We start from the raw sequence: 18682 nt of genomic DNA, 5'->3' as shown, positions 1-18682 counted from the left end.
ATTGGTCAGAAAATCACTCCAAATCATTGCCACTGCCAAATCTTCGTTCTAAGTCCTGCGGGATAGCGGTGTGCCGTCGTATGCCGCAGCAAGGGGGACAGATCGAATGACCGACCGGATCGAAAAGCAGGGCCTGCAAGTTGCTGCTGAACTTGCGCAATTCATAGATGAGCAGGCATTGCCGGGAACCGGTGTCGAACCGGCGGCGTTCTGGGAAGGATTTTCGGCATTGCTTCACGACAAGGCGGCGCGCAATGCCGCGCTACTGGACAAGCGTGCAGCGTTGCAGGGTCAAATCGACGGCTTTCATTTGGAGAACCCCGGCCACATCCGTGACCGCGACGGATACGAGGCCTTTCTGCGCGAGATCGGCTATCTGGTCCCCGAAGGTGATGACTTTGAAATCACGACAGCGAATGTCGATCCCGAGATCGCCAAGGTCCCCGGCCCGCAGCTGGTTGTGCCGATTACCAATGCCCGCTTTGCGCTGAACGCGGCCAATGCCCGTTGGGGCAGCCTTTACGATGCGTTCTACGGCACGGATGCGATGGGGCGGATGCCGCCGAAGGGTGGCTATGACCGCGGGCATGGATCCCGCGTTGTTGCGCGCACCCGTGTGTTTCTGGATCAGGCGTTTGCAATCGCTGGCGCAAGCCATGCGGACGTGTCGCGCTATTACATCGACAAGGGCGCCTTGCTGATTGACGACATGCCGCTCGAGCAGCCCGATAAGTTTGTCGGCTATCGTGGGAACCCCAAGGCACCGGATGCTATCTTGTTGCGCAACAACGGCTTGCACGTCGAATTGGTGTTTGATCGCGCGCATCCGATCGGCAGCCGCGATCAGGCGCTTTTGGCTGATGTTCGACTGGAAAGCGCTGTGTCCGCGATCATGGATTGCGAGGATTCAGTCGCTTGTGTGGATGCTGAAGACAAGGTGCAGGCCTATGCGAACTGGCTTGGCCTGATGCAGGGTAATCTGGAAGCGTCGTTTGAAAAGGGCGGCAAGACCATGACCCGCCGTCTGAACGACGATATGGCCTACACCGCACCGGATGGGAGCACCTTCACGATGAAGGGTCGTGCCTTGTTGTGGATCCGCAATGTCGGTCACCTGATGACGAACCCGGCAATCCTTCTGAAAGACGGTTCCGAAGCCTATGAGGGCTTGATGGACGGCATGATCACGACGTTGATCGCGATGCACGACCTCAAGCGCGAAAGCGGCAATTCCGTTCACGGGTCGATTTATATCGTGAAACCCAAGATGCACGGCCCTGAAGAAGTCGCGTTCACCAATGAAATCTTCTCGCATGTTGAAGATGCGCTGGGCTTGCCGCGTGATACGATCAAGGTCGGGATTATGGACGAAGAGCGCCGCACGACCGTTAATCTCAAGGAATGCATCCGCGCTGCCAAGTCGCGCGTCGCGTTCATCAACACAGGCTTTCTGGATCGCACCGGCGATGAAATCCATACCTCGATGGAGGCGGGCCCGTTCAGCCGCAAGGACTTCATCAAGCGCAAGCAGTGGATCGGGGCATACGAAGACCAGAACGTCGATATCGGGTTGGAGTGCGGCTTTTCCGGCAAGGCCCAGATCGGCAAGGGCATGTGGGCGATGCCTGACATGATGGCCGCCATGATCGAACAGAAGATCGGTCATCCGAAATCCGGTGCGAACTGCGCATGGGTGCCAAGTCCGACGGCCGCGACATTGCACGCCCTACATTACCATCAGGTCGATGTACTGGCCGTTCAGGCGAAGCTGAAAGCTGGCGGACGACGCGCCTATGTGTCTTCAATCCTTGATATTCCGCTGGCGACCTTTCGACGCTGGTCGGATGCGCAGATTCAGAAAGAGATCGAAAACAACGCACAGGGCATTCTGGGCTATGTCGTGCGCTGGATCGATCAGGGTGTTGGTTGTTCGAAAGTGCCCGACATCAACGATGTGGGCCTGATGGAAGACCGCGCGACCTGCCGCATTTCATCACAAGCGCTTGCCAATTGGCTGCACCACGGTGTTGTTTCCGAAAAGCAGGTGATGGATACCATGCGCAAGATGGCCGAAGTCGTCGACCGTCAGAACGCGGATGACCCGGCCTATCGTCCGATGGCCCCGACATTTGACGGGATCGCCTATCAAGCGGCCTGTGATCTTGTGTTCAAAGGTCGGGAACAACCGTCCGGTTATACGGAACCGGTTCTGCATCGCCGCAGATTGGAACTTAAGGCACAGCGCAACCACTAATGTCGCCGCCGCTTGTGCGATCGAAGGAGACGAGACATGGCAGAAATCAGTACCTCTAAGGCACGCACCATCATTCGCAAGGCGATGGCGAAAGGCGAGCAAATGGGGTTCAAGCCGCTGTCTGTCGTCGTGTTGGATGCGGGCGGTCACGTCAAAGCGTTCGAACGCGCTGATGGCGCGTCTTCGGGCCGTTTTGGAATTGCCCAAGGCAAGGCTTACGGCGCTGTCATGTTGGGGATGCCGGGGTCGGCACAGATGGCGCGCGCGGAACAGCAGGCCTATTTCATGGCTGCTGTGAATGGTGTCTATGGTGGGCAAGTTGTTCCTGTGCCAGGCGGTATCCTCGTGCGCGACAAACGCGGCAATCTGATTGGGGCGGTTGGTGTGACCGGTGATACATCCGACAATGATGTTATTGCCGGTATGGCCGGAATCAACGCCGCCGGGCTGACCGGGGACGCATGATACCAAAGGGCTTTTGCGGCGGGTTTTGCTTGAATCCTGAAGCGGAGTAGTTAGTTTTGGGCCAAATCAATGAGGTTCAGACTATTGCGCCCTGTTATTGGCATCATCGGCAACCACTACCTGATCAACGATCAATACCCGGCTCACGCAGCAGGGGTCATGAATTCCGAGGCCGTCGCAGCGCTCTGTGACGCTATCCCGCTGATCATCCCGACCGACCCGCGATATGGGTCCACAGACGAATGGATGGGGATTTGTGACGGCTTTGTTCTGACTGGCGGTCGCCCAAATGTGCATCCCGAAGAATATGGCGAGACCGAGACCGAGGCCCATGGGGTTTTTGATCGCAACCGTGACTCGGTCGTTTTGCCGCTTGTGCGCGCATGTGTGGCGCATGGCTTGCCGATCCTGTCGATCTGCCGGGGGTTTCAGGAATTGAATGTCGCTATGGGCGGCTCGCTTTACCCTGAGATCCGCGATTTGCCCGGGCGCGACAATCACCGGATGCCGCCAGACGGGACGCTGGAAGAGAAATTCGCGATGCGCCACATCGTGAAGTTGACCGAGGGTGGACCTTTTCATCGTATTCTTGGCAGCACCGAAGTCCTGACCAATTCCTTGCACGGGCAGGGGATCAAACAGCCCGGAGAGCGCATCGTTATCGACGGCACCGCACCCGATGGGACGCCGGAGGCGATCTATGTCGCCGGTGCGCCCGGCTTTACATTAGGCGTGCAGTGGCATCCGGAATACGAAGCCGCCAAAGATCCGGTATCGCGGCCCTTGTTTGAGTCGTTCGGGGAGGCGGCACGCGCGTGGAAAGCTGGACGCGCATTGCGCCGCGCCGGCTGACGCCGCCAGCCTTTTTCCGCAATGTCTGCTTAATCAGGCAGAGAGCAACTGTGTTTCGTGCTTGCGCAGGCACCGCCGCGCTGTTGGTCCATAGCCGTTCGGGTTGCTGCGCAATTCGGGGAAGAGCGCAAACAGCTCCTCGCGGGCTTCATCAGAGACCGCCGTCAGGCCGACTGCGCCGGGGTGGAAGCTTTCCGAAGCGGCCCCATTGGCAAAGACGACCTCGTGCTTGTCGCACATCATGTGAATATAGGTCACGTCGCCGCCTTCGTCTTGTGTAACAAAACGTCCGTCGACAAGGTGCTTTGCTGATACCAGGACTTCGGATTCACCGAACAGAAGTTCAGCGCGATAACCTTCGAACAGCATCCTGTGCTGGGGTGACACAACCAAATCCTGCGCTTGATCTGTCAAAACACCGGGGCGAATGCGTATTGGAGCAAAGCGGTCGCAAGCAGGGACTGTGCGGCTTTGAATCCAACGGATCGGTTGGATTCCGTTGTCGCGGGTCAGGACGCGATCGCCAATTTTCAGGTCGGCAATGTCGCGAGGTCCAAAGGGCGTCGCGATCATCGTACCCGGCGTAAAGCAGATCACCGTTTCAATATCGGTGAAATTCAGAAGCGTCCCGTCTTTGAGCGTGACTGAGCCGTTGCCCAGCCCGTTCACGTTGAGCGTTGTCAGATCGGCCAAACGCCCAAGGCGCAATACGTCGCCAGCGATCGTGTTTTCGGATCCGCCGTCGATGGTGATCGTGTTGTTGCTCGTTTCGCCGTAATCGCGCAGCAGGAATTCATCATCGCCGGACCCGCCGTCGATGCTGTCACCTTCGGCAAAGAAGATCGTGTCGTCACCAGCGCCGGTATCAAATGTATCGCGGCCTTCCAAGCCGATGATCCGGTCGTCGCCAGCGCCGGTATTGACCCTGTCGTCCCCGACATCACCGAAAACCGTATCGTTGCCGGACCCCGTTTCGATTATTTCGACGTTCGTAAAGTCGATTTGATTTGTGCCGGCGCGCACAAATCCGTCTTCGTCGGCATTAAAGCGCACCGTGGCATCATCGGTCAGTGCAGAGCCGTCAATCGTGTCGCCCGATGTGAAGCCACCTTCGCCTGCATTGAACGTATCTTGCCCGAACCCGTCACTGATGACGAAGGTATCATCACCCGTGCCTGCGCTGACGCTTTCATTGCCGGTGCTGCCGATGAATGTATCGTCGCCCGATCCAGTGACGACGTTTTCGACGTTGTCGAACGCCAGCGAATTGCTGCCAGCCGTCAATGTGCCGTCTTCGTTGCCAGAAAAGTTGACGTTGATATCGCTGTTCACCTGACTTGCGTCGATGGTGTCGCCGTTTACGTCGCCGCCTTCGCCTGCATCAAAGCTGTCGTCGCCGAACCCGTCATCGATCACGAATGTGTCGTCGCCAACACCTGTGCTGACCGTTTCGTCGCGGCTGCTGCCTGACACGGTGTCGTTGCCGGTTCCGGTTTCGAAGTTCTCGAAATCGCGTAGCGACGCTGTGCTGCCGCCAGCAGAAATGCTGCCTGTGCCGTTGTTGTTCAGCTGGACCGTTGCATCGATGCTAAGACCACCCGCGTCGAGCGTATCCCCAACCATTTCACCGCCGGAACCGGCATCAAGATCATCGTTGCCGAACCCGTCGTTGATCGTGAATGTGTCATCGCCCGCGCCAGAGCTGACGGTTTCCGCGCCACTGCTGCCGATGATTGTATCATTGCCGCTGCCGGTGCTCACCGCCTCGACATCGTCAAAATCTACGCTGTCCGTCCCAGACGAGAGCGTACCTGCCTCGGCAGACGTAAAATTGACCGTCGCATCGGTGCTAAGCGCGCTGCCGTCGACGTGGTCGCTGCCACCGCCTGCTGCAATCGTGTCGTCACCGAAACCGTCGGAAACGATTAATGTGTCATCACCCTCATTCGTGACGATGGTGTCGTTGCCGCTGCTGCCTGTGATCGTATCCGCGCCACTGCCGGTTTCAATGGCTTCAATACCGTCGAAGGTCAGCGTGTTGGCACCTTGGGACAGCGTGCCTGTGCCCGTACCCGTCAAAGCCACGGTCGCCCCGGCCGTCATGGCCGATGCATCGATCCGGTCGCCCGTTGTTTCGCCCGTACTGCCGGCCTCGAAACTGTCCGTCCCGAAGTTGTCAGCGACATTGAACGTATCGTCGCCTGCGTTAGCGATGATCCTTTCATTGCCGGAACTTCCGGTGAATGTATCGTTGCCTGCGCCGGTCTCGATTTCTTCGATCTCGAAGAAAAGGGCATTGTTTGTACCAGCGGTCAGGTTGCCTTCTTCGTTACCAGAGAAAGAGATGGTCACGTCATCAGTTATTGCGCCGGCATCAATCTTGTCGCCCGTCGATTCACCACCTTCCCCACCAAGGATGGCGTCGCTTCCGAAATTTCCGGTCAGGACCAGCGTATCGTCGCCATCCTGCGCAAGGATGACATCGTCGCCGGTGCCGCCGAAGATCGTGTCGTTGCCGGAACCTGTTGCAACCCCTTCGATGTTGCTGAAAGTCAGCGTGTCCGCACCATCAACCAATGTGCCTTCGCCATCTGCGGTGAAGGTAACCGTGGTGTCCCCTGTCAGGTTGCTGCCATCGACCAGATCGCCGTCGAATTCGTTCCCCGTGCCGGCGTCGAATGTGTCATCGCCAAAACCGTTGTTGAGGATGTAGACATCATCGCCTGCACCGGATGAGACGCTGTCGTTGCCCGCCCCAGATGTGATCGTGTCATATCCTGAACCGGTCGTGACCGACTCGACCCCTGAGAAATTGAGCGTATCGCCCTGAGATGAAAGCGAGCCCTGTTCCGCGCCACTGAAGTTCAGCGTGATGTCGCTGGTCACACCGCTTGCATCAAGGCTGTCGCCGGTTGTTTCCGATGTCTCACCGGCGTCGAACTGATCATTTCCGAAATTGTTTGTAACGACGAACGTATCGTCGCCGCCATTGGTGGACACGTTGTCACCGGCGCTGCCGCTGATGATCGTATCGTTTCCAGATCCGGTTTCGACGTTTTCAAGGCCGCTGAAGGCCAGCGTGTTTGTGCCGTCCGTCGCGTTTCCAGACTCACCGGATGTGAAGGTCACCGTCAGGTCACTGGTCACGCCGGTTGCATCCAGCGTATCGCCGCCGTTGTTCTGATTGCCTTCGCCGAAATCAACGCTGTCGTTGCCAAAGCCTTCGGCAATGATAAATCTGTCGTCGCCCTGGTTCAGATCAACGGTATCGTCATCGGACGACCCGGTGGCGACGTCGTCGCCTGCGCCGGTTTCGACATTTTCCGCACCGCTGAAAGTAACGGTGCCGCTACCATCGCTCAGCGTTCCAGCGTCCCCGCCCGCAAGGTTCAGTGTCACATCGCTGGTCAGACCGGACCCATCAAGCGTGTCGCCATTGGTTTCACCGGTTTCGCCGAGATCAACGATGTCGTCGCCAAAGCCATCCAGGACGCTGAAGCTGTCGTCGCCGGCACCTGTCGCGACGCTGTCGTTTCCGGTCCCGCCTGTTACATCGTCGTCACCTGAACCTGTTTCGATCAGTTCGACGTCAGTAAAGGAAACGTTGTTGCTGCCTTGCGTCAGCGTACCGTCACCGTCACCCGTGAGTGTGACGGTCGCGTTGGCGGTCATCCCCGTAGCATCGAGCCGGTCACCCGTCGTTTCGCCGCCTTCGCCCGCATCGAAGCTGTCGGTGCCAAAGCCGTCAGTAATTATGAAAGTGTCATCGCCTGCGTTTGTGGCGACCGAATTGTCACCCGCGCCGGACGCGATCGTGTCGTTGCCAGAACCGGTTTCGATCCGTTCCACATCGTCAAAACTGATGCTGTCCGTGCCCGCACTTAACGTACCTTGCTGTGCGCCGGTGAAGCTGACGGTTGTATCATCGGTGAGGGCGGAGCCGTCGATGGTATCGCCTGTGGTTTCACCGCTCGATCCCGCAGAGAACGTGTCTGTGCCAAACCCGTTGGCGAGCGTGAAGCGATCGTCCCCGCCGTTCGTCGCGATCGTATCGTCATCATTGCTTCCGACAATCGTGTCGTTGCCTGACCCGGTTTCAAGGATTTCAAAGCCTGCGAAGGACAGTGTGTCGGTGCCATCGCTTATCGTGCCATTTTCGGCATCTGTCAGTGTGACGGTCACGCCTGCTGTCAGGGCCGAGCCATCCAACCGATCCCCTGAAGTCTCGGCAGTTTCGCCAGCATCCAGATCGTCGTTTCCAAAGCCGTCGGCAATCTGGAACGTATCGTCGCCAGCCCCGGCCGCGACTGTCTCATCTCCGGTGCTGCCGGTGATCGTGTCGTTGCCAGCACCGGTCAGAACGACTTCAACGTCCTGAAAATTCACGCCGTCGATCCCGTCGCTGAGCGTGCCGGAGCCATCGTTGTTGAACGTGACTGTCGTGTCGCCATTCAGCGCGGTTGCATCAAGCGTGTCGCCAGTGGTTTCACCACCTTCGCCAGCATCCCAGGTGTCGGTGCCGGACCCGGCGGTGACCGAGACGGTATCGTCACCCGCATTTGTCGCGAAAGTATCGTCGGATGCGCTGCCGATAACGGTATCGTTGCCCGCACCAGTTTCAAACCGTTCAAAATCAGTGAAATTGACGGTGTTCGTGCCGGACGTCAACGTGCCGTCGTCTTCGGTCGTCAGGATAAGCGTGGCGTCTGTTGTCAGCCCGGACCCATCGAGGAAGTCACCGTTGGTTTCGCCGCCAGCACCGCCGTCGACGGTGTCGTTGCCGAAGTTGTCGAGGACTGCGAATGTATCGTCGCCGTGGTTGAGGTTGACCGTGTCGTTCCCGGTGCCACCCGTGACAGTGTCGTCGCCGAAACCGGTCGAGATCTGCTCCATCTCGGAGAATGCCATCGTATCGGTGCCGTCGCTGAGCGTGCCGCCACCGTCGCTGGTAAATGCCACGGTGACAGCATCCGTCAATGCAGTGCCATCCAGCGTGTCGCCGGTTGTTTCGCCGCCTTCGCCGCCGACATAGATGTCATTGCCGAAATTGTCGCCGAAAAAGAAGACATCGTCGCCGTCGTTGGTGGCTACGCTTTCGGTGCCGCTCCCGCCATAGACTGTGTCGGCCCCGGCACCTGTTTCGGCACGTTCGACTTCTGTGAAGGTAACCGTATTGGTGCCGTCAGTCAGCGTGCCGACGCCATCGCCGGTGAACGTTACAGTCGCCGCGGCCGTTAGCGCGGACCCATCGACGAGATCGCCATCGGTTTCGCCGCCTTCGCCGCCGGTCAGCGTGTCCTGCCCGAACGCATCGGTGATCTGGAACTGGTCGTCACCCGCGCCCATGTTGACGATGTTGTCGCCGTCATCATCGATGACGGTGTCATTGCCAGAGCCGAGCACATAGGATTCAATCTCAAGGATTTCGGCGAAATTGGTGCCGGATGCGAGTGTCGCACCTTTTACAACCGTATCGCCGCCTCCATCGCCGGGTCCACCGCCGCCATCACCGCCGCCACCGGGTGGGCCGCCTCCGCCACCGGGAGGGCCACCGCCATCGCTGGCAACTGTAATATCAACGCCGAAGGTCAGTGTGGCATCCGTCGTCATGCCGGATGCATCCAGCACGTCGCCTGTGATTTCCTGGAATTCGCCGCCTGTTACACGGTCTTCACCGAAGTTGTCGTTCAGCAGGAGCGTGTCGTCGCCTTCACTGCCAAGAACTGTGTCATTGCCAACGCCGCCGTCGATCGTATCATTTCCGGATCCGCCCAGAATATTGTCGTCGCCTGCGTCACCGTTGAAGATGTCATCACTACCGGTTCCACCGCCATCAACGATGAAGTCATTGCCCGCGCCGGCATTGACCTCGTGATCGGTGTTTTCGCCTGTGGTTTCGATGATATCGTCGCCAGAGGTTCCGTTGATTGTTACGTCAGCCACTTGTGTCTAACTCTCTTTATTCAGCGGGTCGCAAGCACCGCCCCCAAAAAGGAGCGGCGCGAAAATCATGTGTTGAGCAATTTGGTTTCGTGTTTTTTCAGGCAGCGCCGGGCTGTCTGACCGTATTGGTTGGGATCGCTGCGCAGTGCCGGGAACAGCGCGAAAAGTTCTTCGCGGGCTTCATCACTGACAGCAGTGAGGCCGACCGAACCAGGGTGGAAGCTTTCGGAAGCAGCGCCGTTCGCGTACACGATCTCGTGCTGGTCGAACATCATGTGGATGTAGGTCACAAAACCGCCGGTTTCTTCAATGACGTCAATGCCGTCCACAAGATGCTTGGCCGATACAAGAACTTCCGTTTCGCCGAACAGAAGCTCTGCACGGTAGCCCTGGAACAGCATGCGGTGCTGCGGCGACACCAGCAGATCCTGTTCCTGGCCGGTCATCACGCCTGGGCGGATGCGGATTGGTGCAAAGCGGTCGAGTGCCGGGACTGTCCGGCTTTGGATCCAGCGGATAGGCTGGATGCCGTGATCGCGGGTGATCACACTGTCGCCGACTTTCAGCGTCGCAATGTCGCGTGCGCCTTGCGGTGTTGCAATCAACGTGCCCGGTGTGAAGCAGATGATCGTTTCGATGTCGGTGAACGTAAGAAGCGTTCCGTCTTTCAGCGTGACCGAACCTGTGAGACTTCCAGTGCCGTCGTCAGTGGCATTGAGCGTGTTGAGGTCTGCCAGTTCACCAAGACGCAGGACATCACCTGCGGTGCTGTTTTCGCTGCCGCCGTCGATAGTGATGGTGCCGTTGCTGGTTTCGGCCAGATCTTCGAGGATGAAGAGATCGTCGCCTGCGCCCGCGGTTGCGCTGTCGCCGTCAGCGATAGAGATCGTGTCATCGCCCGCGCCAGTGTCGACGGTGATGGCACCGACACCCCCTGTGATCGTGTCGTCGCCAGAACCGGTGAAGATGTTTTCGACGTCCGTGAACGTGACGCTGTCGCCAGCGTCGGTCAGTGTCCCGGCTTCTACACCGGTCATATTCACCGTGACGTCGCCGGTCAGCGCAGAGCCGTCCAGCGTGTCACCGATTGTTTCACCGCCTTCGACTGCGTCATAAGTGTCGGTGCCAAAGCCGTTCGTTACGACAAAGGTATCATCGCCCGCACCGGTGTTGACGCTATCGTTGCCTGCACCGCCGAAGATGCTGTCATCACCAGATCCGGTTTCGACCCGTTCAACTTCGGTAAAGCTGACCGCGTTCGCACCCTGAGTCAGCGTCCCGGCCTCGTTGCCGGTGAAAGTGACGGTCGTGTCATTTGTCAGGGCAGTTGCATCCAGCGTGTCACCGGTTGTTTCACCGGTTTCGCCGCCGATGTAGGTGTCATCGCCAAAGTCTGCAGATACGACGGCCGTATCGTCACCGGATTCGCCAAATATCGTGTCGTCGCCGACGCCGCCGTCGATGGCATCATTCCCGGAGCCGCCATAGACTTCGTCATTTCCGGTGCCGGCTAGGACAGAGTCATTGCCGCCATATGCTTCGATCAGGTCGTCGTTCCCCGTATCGCCGAGCAGGATGGCGTCATCGTTATCGACGATGTCACCGTCCGGGTCACCAAGGTAGGACCCGTCGATTATATCTGCGCCTGAGGTGCCGCTTACCGTGCCGTCGGGCAGGGGGATGCCAATGGCGTTCAGCGCGAAAGGGCTTGCCAGCTGTGCCGGTGTGATCCCTTGGAGCGTGATGCTCTCACCATTGGGGAATGTCAGGACAACGGGGCCGCCGACCGGACCGCTTACGGTCACATCATTGGTGTTGACCGGATTGTTGTTCAGGTCGTTGAGTGCGGAAACATCAAGCGTGTCGATGCCCGTAAACGTGCCATCGTTGTTGTCGATCGGAGCGTCAAAGTTTGTGACGATATCGGAACCGTCACCGTCCGAGAAGACCAGCAGGTCAGGATTGCCATCCGCAATGCCAAGGTCGATGTTATCGTCGCCCTGACCGCCTTCAATCGTGTCCGCACCGGCACCCGCGTCGATGTCGTCAGCACCAGCGCTGCCGATGATGCTGTCATCGCCATCACCGGTCGCGACAGTCACACCAGAGGTTGATCCCGATGCGTCGACTGTATCGCCGAAGTCTGTCGTTTCGATCCGCTCGATCTCGCTAAAGCTGCCGGTGCCGGTCGTTCCGGCATAATCATAGGTCCCCTGTTCAAACCCGGTGTAGGTAACGTTGACGCCTTGCGTGCTGGTCGAATTACCGAAGTTGACGCTGTCGATGTCGCCGTTGTCGCCATCTTCGCCACCGATGATCTGGTCTTGATTGTGGTTGTCGCTGATGTTGAACTGGTCGTCGCCGGTGCCGCCGTAAAGCGTATCGTCGCCGCTGGCTCCGATGATGAGGTCATCATCGGCCCCACCATAAACCGTGTCGTCGCCTTCACCGCCGTTCAGCGTGTCATTGCCGCTCCCACCGGCGATGGTGTCGTTCCCGGATTCGCCGGTGAAATTGCCGAAGACGTCGTCGCCGTCGCCAAGCGAGACATTGTCATTGCCGCTGTCGCCAAAGGCCGTGTCGCGACCGGACCCACCAGTGATGCTATCATCACCTGAACCGCCGAAAAGCGAGTCGTCATTATCACCGCCCAGCAGCGCGTCGTTTCCGGCACCACCATAAAGCGTGTCATTTCCGGTCGAGCCGGTAAGCGTATCGTTGCCGGAATCTCCGAAAAGGGAGTCAGCATCTGCGCCGCCGTCTATGACATCGTCGCCAGCGCCACCGAACACGGTATCCGTCTGTGCACCACCATTGATCGTGTCGGCTCCGTCGCCGCCATATATCGTATCGAGGCCGCCATCACCGTCGATGGTGTCGGCATCGCCACCGCCGTAGATCAGGTCGTTTCCCGCACCGCCGGAAATGCTGTCCGCGCCGTCGGGATCCACGACTGTGTCGAAATGGACGTCAGTGATCCAGAGAAACTGGTTCCCGTTGGCCACGCTGTTGGAATAGATAATTTCGATGCTGTGCACCGGACCGGCGATTTCGACATAGACAGAGCCGTTTGCGAGGTCCGGATTATCAACGCCAGACCCTTGTCCGGTGACGGTCTGTCCGTTGACCTGATCGTCGCCTTCTGCCGTCATCACGACAGTGACTGGATTGCCGTCAATGTCGTAGGCGTTGATCGTGACGACATCGACCCACTGGATCGCGTTGACATCGACGTCGTTGAGGCGGAAAGCCACATTACTGACTTCATCCGTCATCCCTGTGCCGCTTTCGGCGTTGAAGATGATCGAGACTGTCGTGTTGGGGCCACCGTCACCCTGCAGGAAGAGCGCAGAGTTGCTGTCGAAAGGTTCGCCGTTCTCGGTATATTGCTGGCGCGTCGCGACTTCCTTGTCGCCGCTGCCGGACCCGTCCGCGTTGAAGTTGACTGTCACGTTCATCGTGCCGGTGTCTTGCGTGAAACCGGCGGCAAGGTTCGTACCGTCAGCGCCTTGTGCGGACCAGTTCAACGATTCAGACTGGGATGTTACTGTCGTGGCATTGTCGCCATAGATCACATCATTGCCGGCACCGCCCGATATGCTGTCGTCGCCGCCGCTGCCGATGACACGGTCATTTCCGTCACCGGAAAAGATGGTGTCGTTTCCGGCACCACCATGCATCGTATCATTGCCGGTTCCAGTCGTGCTGGTACTGGAACCGCCATACATCACATCGTCTTCGGCCCCTGCCACGATGTTGGTGTTGTTCCCGCTGGTCCCAAATTCACGGAAGTCTGAACTGGGGGCGATTGTGGCCGACGCGCTGATGACGTCGTCGACCTGCCAGGTGGTTGGCACGAAATATACGTTTCCATCCGTGCCAAGATAGTACGTGCCGGTGTCGTTGATGTTCGAGTAAGTTGTGCCGTTTTGCCAGACCCCGGTCCAGGTCCAGGAGCCTGTACCGATGACTGACTGTTCGTTGAAACCGATCGTCGGCCCGACGATCACATCGCCAGACCCCAAACGGTCGTTTCCCAGACGAACCAGATAACCCTGCATAGTCTTCCTACTCTTCCTCGCGGAAAACGAGCGCCAGCACGCACAAGTTTCCCGGTATTCATCCAGCAAGAGATGCCAAGAAGGGTGGGCATGAGTAGGAACAGCACCGGGCAATATTGTGTTCGGTGCGATTCAATTGTGTCCAAAACGCAGACAATCAGGGGGAATGCGCGCAAAATGCCCGCTTTCTGCCATAGTTAGGGGGGAATTTTGCCCCTAACTTACCCCAGCCAGAAGTTTCGGGATCACGTCCTTGAAGCGAAAGAAACCATGTGTCGCCCGCGGCCATGCAAGGTTGTCATAGGGCCGTATTTGCACGCTGAGCGACATGCCATTTTCGGCCAATCGGCTCCTCAAGTCGCGCAATTTATCCGCTGTCGGGCCGGTGGGTGCAATCCACATTACGACACAATCAAGCCCTGCATCTGCCGCCCAAGAAAGGATGCCGTCGACATCATTAACGTGGGTGATTGGTACATCACAGCGGTCGGCGAAGTCATCGAGACATGCGCCCTTGAAGGTCACGACGTGCGATGCCGTTTGCAGCGGCCCGAACCGGGTTTGTGGCCGAAGGATCGCGCAGCAATCCGCGTTGGCGAAGGCAGGGTCCGCAGACAAGTCTTCGTCTGTTACCAGTGTTCCAATTTTCCCGTTCGTTGGTATCACATCGCCAGTTGGGACGGGTCCGGTCGGTGGCAATTCAGGCCCATCTAGCGGGACAGCGACGTCTGCCAGCCCTTCTGGCTTGAATCGACCGCCAGTATATTTTTCGATATTGTCCGGGCGGGCAAGATAGGTCTTTCCCTTCGTCTGAAGACCACCAACCCAGCGCCATGACAGCGTATTCGATGCCGGATCGCCGTCCAGCAAATGTCGCAGAAAGAAGTCCGCTCCGAGTACCCAAGGAAGCCGCAACGTGAAGATCCAGATTGAAGCAAACCACATCCGCGCGTGGTTGTGCAGATAACCGGTCTCTGCCAGTTCGTGCGCCCAGTGATCAAAACAGGCGATGCCCGTTTCGCCTTTGCATGCCGCTTCCCAGTCTGCACGTAAGCCGCCGTTCGTCTGAACAAGGTTCCATGCGGCGTTCAGGTCCGCCTGATACATCGTCCAAAGCGATGGGCGCAATTGCAAGACGCCTTTCCAATAGGTGCGCCAGCAGACTTCTGCGATGAACTTTTCGGCCTGATTTGCAGAATGCTGCTTCAGGACCGCCTTGAGCACTTCTTCCTCGGTGATGATACGGTGGCGCAGATAGGGGGACAGGCGCGACACCTCGGCATGGCCCGGCAGATCGAAGTTCCGTTTCTTTGTGTAATTGAAACCGGCTTGCGGCAAGAAGTCCTGCAGGCGTGAGAGGCCAGCGTCACGGGTTGGTTGAAATTCTGACATGTGGGGCGACGTAAATCAGCCCGTGACTAAATCAAGCGACGACGAAGACACGGTTGGCGCAGATGCAATAGCTGCCCAGAATAAGGTCAAAGCCACGCAGGTAGCTGGTGCTGACAGCATCTGTCACATCCCCAAGGATGACTTCTGACCCATGGGTCAGATCGACGCGGCACCCGTCCGACGAGGCGGAGAATACGACGGTGACAATCGTTTCATCGGCATCATCCGGTGACCATGAAAAGGCCAGAAAGCCGTCTGGATCAAAGGCGATGATGGTCCCGATGTCTTTGGTGCCATCCTTGATCTTGCCGCCTTTGCGCGGCTCCATGTGAAGGTTGCCATGTGCATGTGGCCACCATTTCCCCATACCATCGGTGAACAGCACAAAGGCGTCGGATGGGGTCAGTGGAACAAGGATGGTTTTGGTAATCAGGACAGGTGTCATTCATTGCCTTTCTGTTGCTGTGCTATCGCTTCGGCTTCGCGCTTTAATGCGGCCAGAGCATCGTCCCACAGGCTATCTAAATAGGCCCTCAAGTGATCAATGCCAGTCGGTGCAAGTTGATAAATCCGGCGATTTCCCATTACTTTGACTTCAAGCAGACCTGCGTCGGAAAGCACTTTCAGATGCTGGCTAACGGCAGGTCGGCTGATCGGTAATCCAGATGCGATCTGTACCACGGGCAAGGGGCCGTTACGCAGAACCTCAACAATCGTGCGTCGGGACGGATCGGCCAAGGCTGCTATTGCATGTTCGTAAGTCATGACTTACCGTAAGTGATAGCTAACATAGCTGTCAATGGATTTGCAGGTGTGGTTCATGGATTGTTAACCATTCACGCGCAGAGCCGCCCTTGAAGCCCCTGACTTGCACCACTAAGACTCGTGCTCAGGACAAAAGAAGTTTGGACGTGCGCGTCCCCCAATTTGAGGCATCCGATATGCAAGACCCCGTCGAAACCTACATGAACCTTGTGCCGATGGTCGTCGAACAGACGTCACGCGGTGAACGCGCATATGATATCTTCAGCCGCCTGCTGAAAGAGCGGATCATTTTTCTGAATGGCCCCGTCCATGACGGCATGAGCCAGTTGGTCGTTGCCCAGCTTCTGCACCTTGAGGCCGAAAACCCCAAGAAAGAGATCAGCATGTACATCAACTCGCCCGGCGGCGTAGTGACGTCCGGCCTGTCGATCTATGACACGATGCAGTACATCAAGCCCAAGGTCAGCACGCTGGTCATCGGGCAGGCGGCGTCCATGGGATCGCTCTTGCTGACGGCTGGTGAAACCGGAATGCGCTTTTCGCTGCCGAACTCACGGGTCATGGTTCATCAACCGTCCGGGGGCTATCAGGGTCAGGCGACTGACATTATGATTCACGCGCAGGAAACGCAGAAGCTTAAGCAGCGCCTGAACGAAATCTACGTCAAGCACACAGGCCAGACCCTGAAGAAGGTCGAATCTGCGCTGGAGCGTGACAATTTCATGTCGCCTGATGAAGCAAAAAACTGGGGTCTGATCGACGAAATCGTGACAAACCGCGACAAAACCGACGACTAAGAAACACTGCGTTCACAAGTCAATTTTGACATTGTGGACGCCGACCGCCTGTCCTAGTCTTGGGGCAGATACATTTAGAGGCCCTTGGGTCGAGGATCGCGTTTATGGCAAATTCATCCGGCAACGACAGCAAAAACACGCTTTACTGTAGTTTCTGCGGCAAGAGCCAGCATGAGGTGCGCAAACTGATCGCGGGTCCGACCGTGTTCATTTGCGACGAATGCGTCGAACTGTGCATGGATATTATTCGCGAGGAAACGAAATCCGCTGGCCTGAAGGCAGGCGAGGGTGTGCCGACGCCGACAGAGATTTGTCAGGTTCTGGATGACTATGTTATCGGCCAGATGCATGCCAAGCGCGTGCTGTCCGTGGCGGTTCACAACCACTACAAGCGCTTGAATCATGCCGAGAAATCCGACATCGAACTGGCGAAGTCCAACATCATGCTGATTGGTCCGACAGGCTGCGGTAAAACGCTACTGGCGCAGACATTGGCGCGTATTCTTGATGTACCATTTACCATGGCCGATGCAACAACGCTGACCGAAGCCGGTTACGTGGGCGAGGATGTCGAAAACATCATCCTGAAGCTATTGCAGGCCTCGGAGTACAATGTCGAACGCGCACAGCGCGGCATCGTCTACATCGATGAAGTCGACAAGATCACACGCAAGTCTGACAACCCCTCTATTACCCGCGACGTGTCGGGCGAGGGGGTGCAGCAGGCCTTGCTCAAGATCATGGAAGGCACGGTCGCTTCGGTACCGCCGCAGGGTGGGCGCAAGCATCCACAGCAGGAATTCCTGCAAGTGGATACAACGAACATTCTGTTCATCTGTGGTGGGGCCTTTGCTGGGCTGGACAAGATCATTTCGCAGCGTGGCAAGGGGTCCAGCATGGGCTTTGGCGCTGACGTGAAGGATGTGGACGAACGCGGCGTGGGCGAGGTCTTTACCGACCTTGAACCCGAAGATCTGCTGAAGTTCGGTCTGATACCGGAATTCGTTGGTCGTCTGCCAGTAATCGCAACGTTGGAAGACCTGGACGAAGACGCGTTGGTCACGATCCTTACACAACCCAAGAACGCTTTGGTCAAGCAATACCAGCGCTTGTTCGAATTGGAGAGTACCAAGCTGACCTTCACCGAAGACGCGCTAACAGCCATTGCAAAGCGGGCGATCGAGCGGAAGACCGGCGCACGTGGTCTGCGGTCGATCATGGAAGACATCCTTCTTGATACGATGTTTGACCTGCCTGGTATGGACACGGTCACAGAGGTCGTCGTGAATGAAGAAGCCGTCTTCTCGGACGCACAGCCGCTTATGATCCACGACGACGCCAAGAAAAAAGAAGCGGCGACTGCCAGCTAAATGGCAATCCGACGCATCGGTTCAGGCGGCGAATATGAACCTAAAATCGGCTATTGCCGCGCCGTTGTCGCGGGCGGCTTCATCCATGTAGCCGGCACCTGCGGCAAGGGCGATACCGTCGTCGCACAATGCAAAGACGCGCTGCGCATCATCGCCTCGGCCCTTGAAGAAGCCGGGGCAAGTTTTGCCGACGTGGTACGTGTGACCTACATGCTGCCCGATCGTGCGACCTTTCAGGACTGCTGGCCGGTTCTGCGGGAGGCATTCGGCGATAACCCGCCAGCCGCAACCATGATCGAGTGCAACCTGATCACGCCAGACGACCTGATCGAGATCGAGGTCACTGCACTGGCACCCTAATCTGCGCAGTCGACCACCAGATCGAGCGGCATCCGGACCCCTGTCAACAAGACGTGATAAGGCTGATCAATTACAAGCTGGTTTCCGTCAAAGTTTCCAATAAATCCGCCCTGAAAACCGATGTCATTGGCAAACATGCCGAAGGTCATCGTACCGCCACCGCCGGATAGTTTCATGGCAAACCCATCCCCGTCGGTGTCTTCCTGTCCGTCGCCTGCATCACGTGTTTGCACTTCTGACCAAATGCCGACATCACATGCGACCTCAGCGTCGATAGCGATACCGTCGATTGTGCCGCTGATACGACCGTCTGTTTGGGCGGTCAGGCTGGCTGGCAAAAGCAAAAGACTGATGCACATTAAGCTTTTCATCATTTGAAATTCTCCGTCTTAATGCCGCCATTCTAAATCCATCGCCCGCTTT

General features: G+C 57.5%; 12 protein-coding genes. 6 read left to right on the top strand and 6 right to left on the bottom strand.

Annotated features, from left to right (window positions below; translation table 11 throughout):
- Positions 1-106: 106 nt before the first annotated feature.
- The 3 genes from BMY44_RS07855 (at position 107) to BMY44_RS07845 (ending at position 3571) form a co-directional block, all read left to right on the top strand.
- Positions 107-2254, top strand: a complete 2148-nt coding sequence (locus BMY44_RS07855) for a malate synthase G (RefSeq protein WP_089992447.1) — start codon at positions 107-109, stop codon at positions 2252-2254.
- 36 nt (positions 2255-2290) lie between these two features.
- The gene (locus BMY44_RS07850) at positions 2291-2719 is read left to right on the top strand and encodes a GlcG/HbpS family heme-binding protein (RefSeq protein ID WP_089992445.1); all 429 of its coding nucleotides are present in this window, start codon (positions 2291-2293) and stop codon (positions 2717-2719) included.
- Between the two features lie 69 nt (positions 2720-2788).
- On the top strand, positions 2789-3571 hold the full coding sequence (locus tag BMY44_RS07845) for a gamma-glutamyl-gamma-aminobutyrate hydrolase family protein (protein ID WP_089992442.1): 783 nt from the start codon (positions 2789-2791) through the stop codon (positions 3569-3571).
- Between the two features lie 33 nt (positions 3572-3604).
- Here BMY44_RS07845 and BMY44_RS07840 read toward each other — a convergent pair whose 3' ends face one another.
- From BMY44_RS07840 to BMY44_RS07815, 5 genes are all read right to left on the bottom strand, one after another.
- Positions 3605-9514, bottom strand: coding sequence for a Hint domain-containing protein (locus BMY44_RS07840; protein WP_110521942.1), 5910 nt, complete (start codon positions 9512-9514; stop codon positions 3605-3607).
- 65 nt (positions 9515-9579) lie between these two features.
- On the bottom strand, positions 9580-13575 hold the full coding sequence (locus tag BMY44_RS07830) for a Hint domain-containing protein (protein WP_089992435.1): 3996 nt from the start codon (positions 13573-13575) through the stop codon (positions 9580-9582).
- 216 nt (positions 13576-13791) lie between these two features.
- A complete protein-coding gene (locus tag BMY44_RS07825; RefSeq protein ID WP_089992432.1) occupies positions 13792-14967 on the bottom strand; it encodes an FAD-binding domain-containing protein in 1176 nt (391 codons plus the stop codon).
- Between the two features lie 31 nt (positions 14968-14998).
- A complete protein-coding gene (locus tag BMY44_RS07820) occupies positions 14999-15412 on the bottom strand; it encodes an SRPBCC domain-containing protein (RefSeq protein WP_089992430.1) in 414 nt (137 codons plus the stop codon).
- On the bottom strand, positions 15409-15732 hold the full coding sequence (locus tag BMY44_RS07815; protein ID WP_089992428.1) for an ArsR/SmtB family transcription factor: 324 nt from the start codon (positions 15730-15732) through the stop codon (positions 15409-15411). Before BMY44_RS07815 ends, BMY44_RS07820 begins: the two co-directional genes overlap by 4 nt.
- Before the next feature lie 176 nt (positions 15733-15908).
- Between BMY44_RS07815 and BMY44_RS07810 the strand changes: the two genes are divergently transcribed.
- From BMY44_RS07810 to BMY44_RS07800, 3 genes are all read left to right on the top strand, one after another.
- Positions 15909-16529: an ATP-dependent Clp protease proteolytic subunit gene (locus BMY44_RS07810; protein WP_089994677.1), complete on the top strand. Its 621-nt coding sequence runs from the start codon at positions 15909-15911 to the stop codon at positions 16527-16529.
- Positions 16530-16633: 104 nt separating this feature from the next.
- Positions 16634-17899 (top strand): ATP-dependent Clp protease ATP-binding subunit ClpX, encoded by a 1266-nt coding sequence (clpX, locus tag BMY44_RS07805; RefSeq protein WP_089992427.1) that lies wholly within the window; start codon positions 16634-16636, stop codon positions 17897-17899.
- Positions 17900-18259: a RidA family protein gene (locus tag BMY44_RS07800; RefSeq protein ID WP_089992423.1), complete on the top strand. Its 360-nt coding sequence runs from the start codon at positions 17900-17902 to the stop codon at positions 18257-18259.
- On the opposite strand, the gene BMY44_RS07795 is transcribed toward BMY44_RS07800, so the two are convergent.
- Positions 18256-18633: a hypothetical protein gene (locus BMY44_RS07795; protein ID WP_131801588.1), complete on the bottom strand. Its 378-nt coding sequence runs from the start codon at positions 18631-18633 to the stop codon at positions 18256-18258. The genes BMY44_RS07800 and BMY44_RS07795 overlap by 4 nt on opposite strands.
- Between the last annotated feature and the right edge of the window lie 49 nt (positions 18634-18682).

Origin of the sequence: Cognatiyoonia koreensis, assembly GCF_900109295.1 — a bacterium.
In the GTDB taxonomy this organism is placed as follows: domain Bacteria; phylum Pseudomonadota; class Alphaproteobacteria; order Rhodobacterales; family Rhodobacteraceae; genus Cognatiyoonia; species Cognatiyoonia koreensis.
The sequence above is the reverse complement of the archived record's forward strand: the minus strand, read 5'-3'. Positions and strand labels throughout refer to the sequence as shown.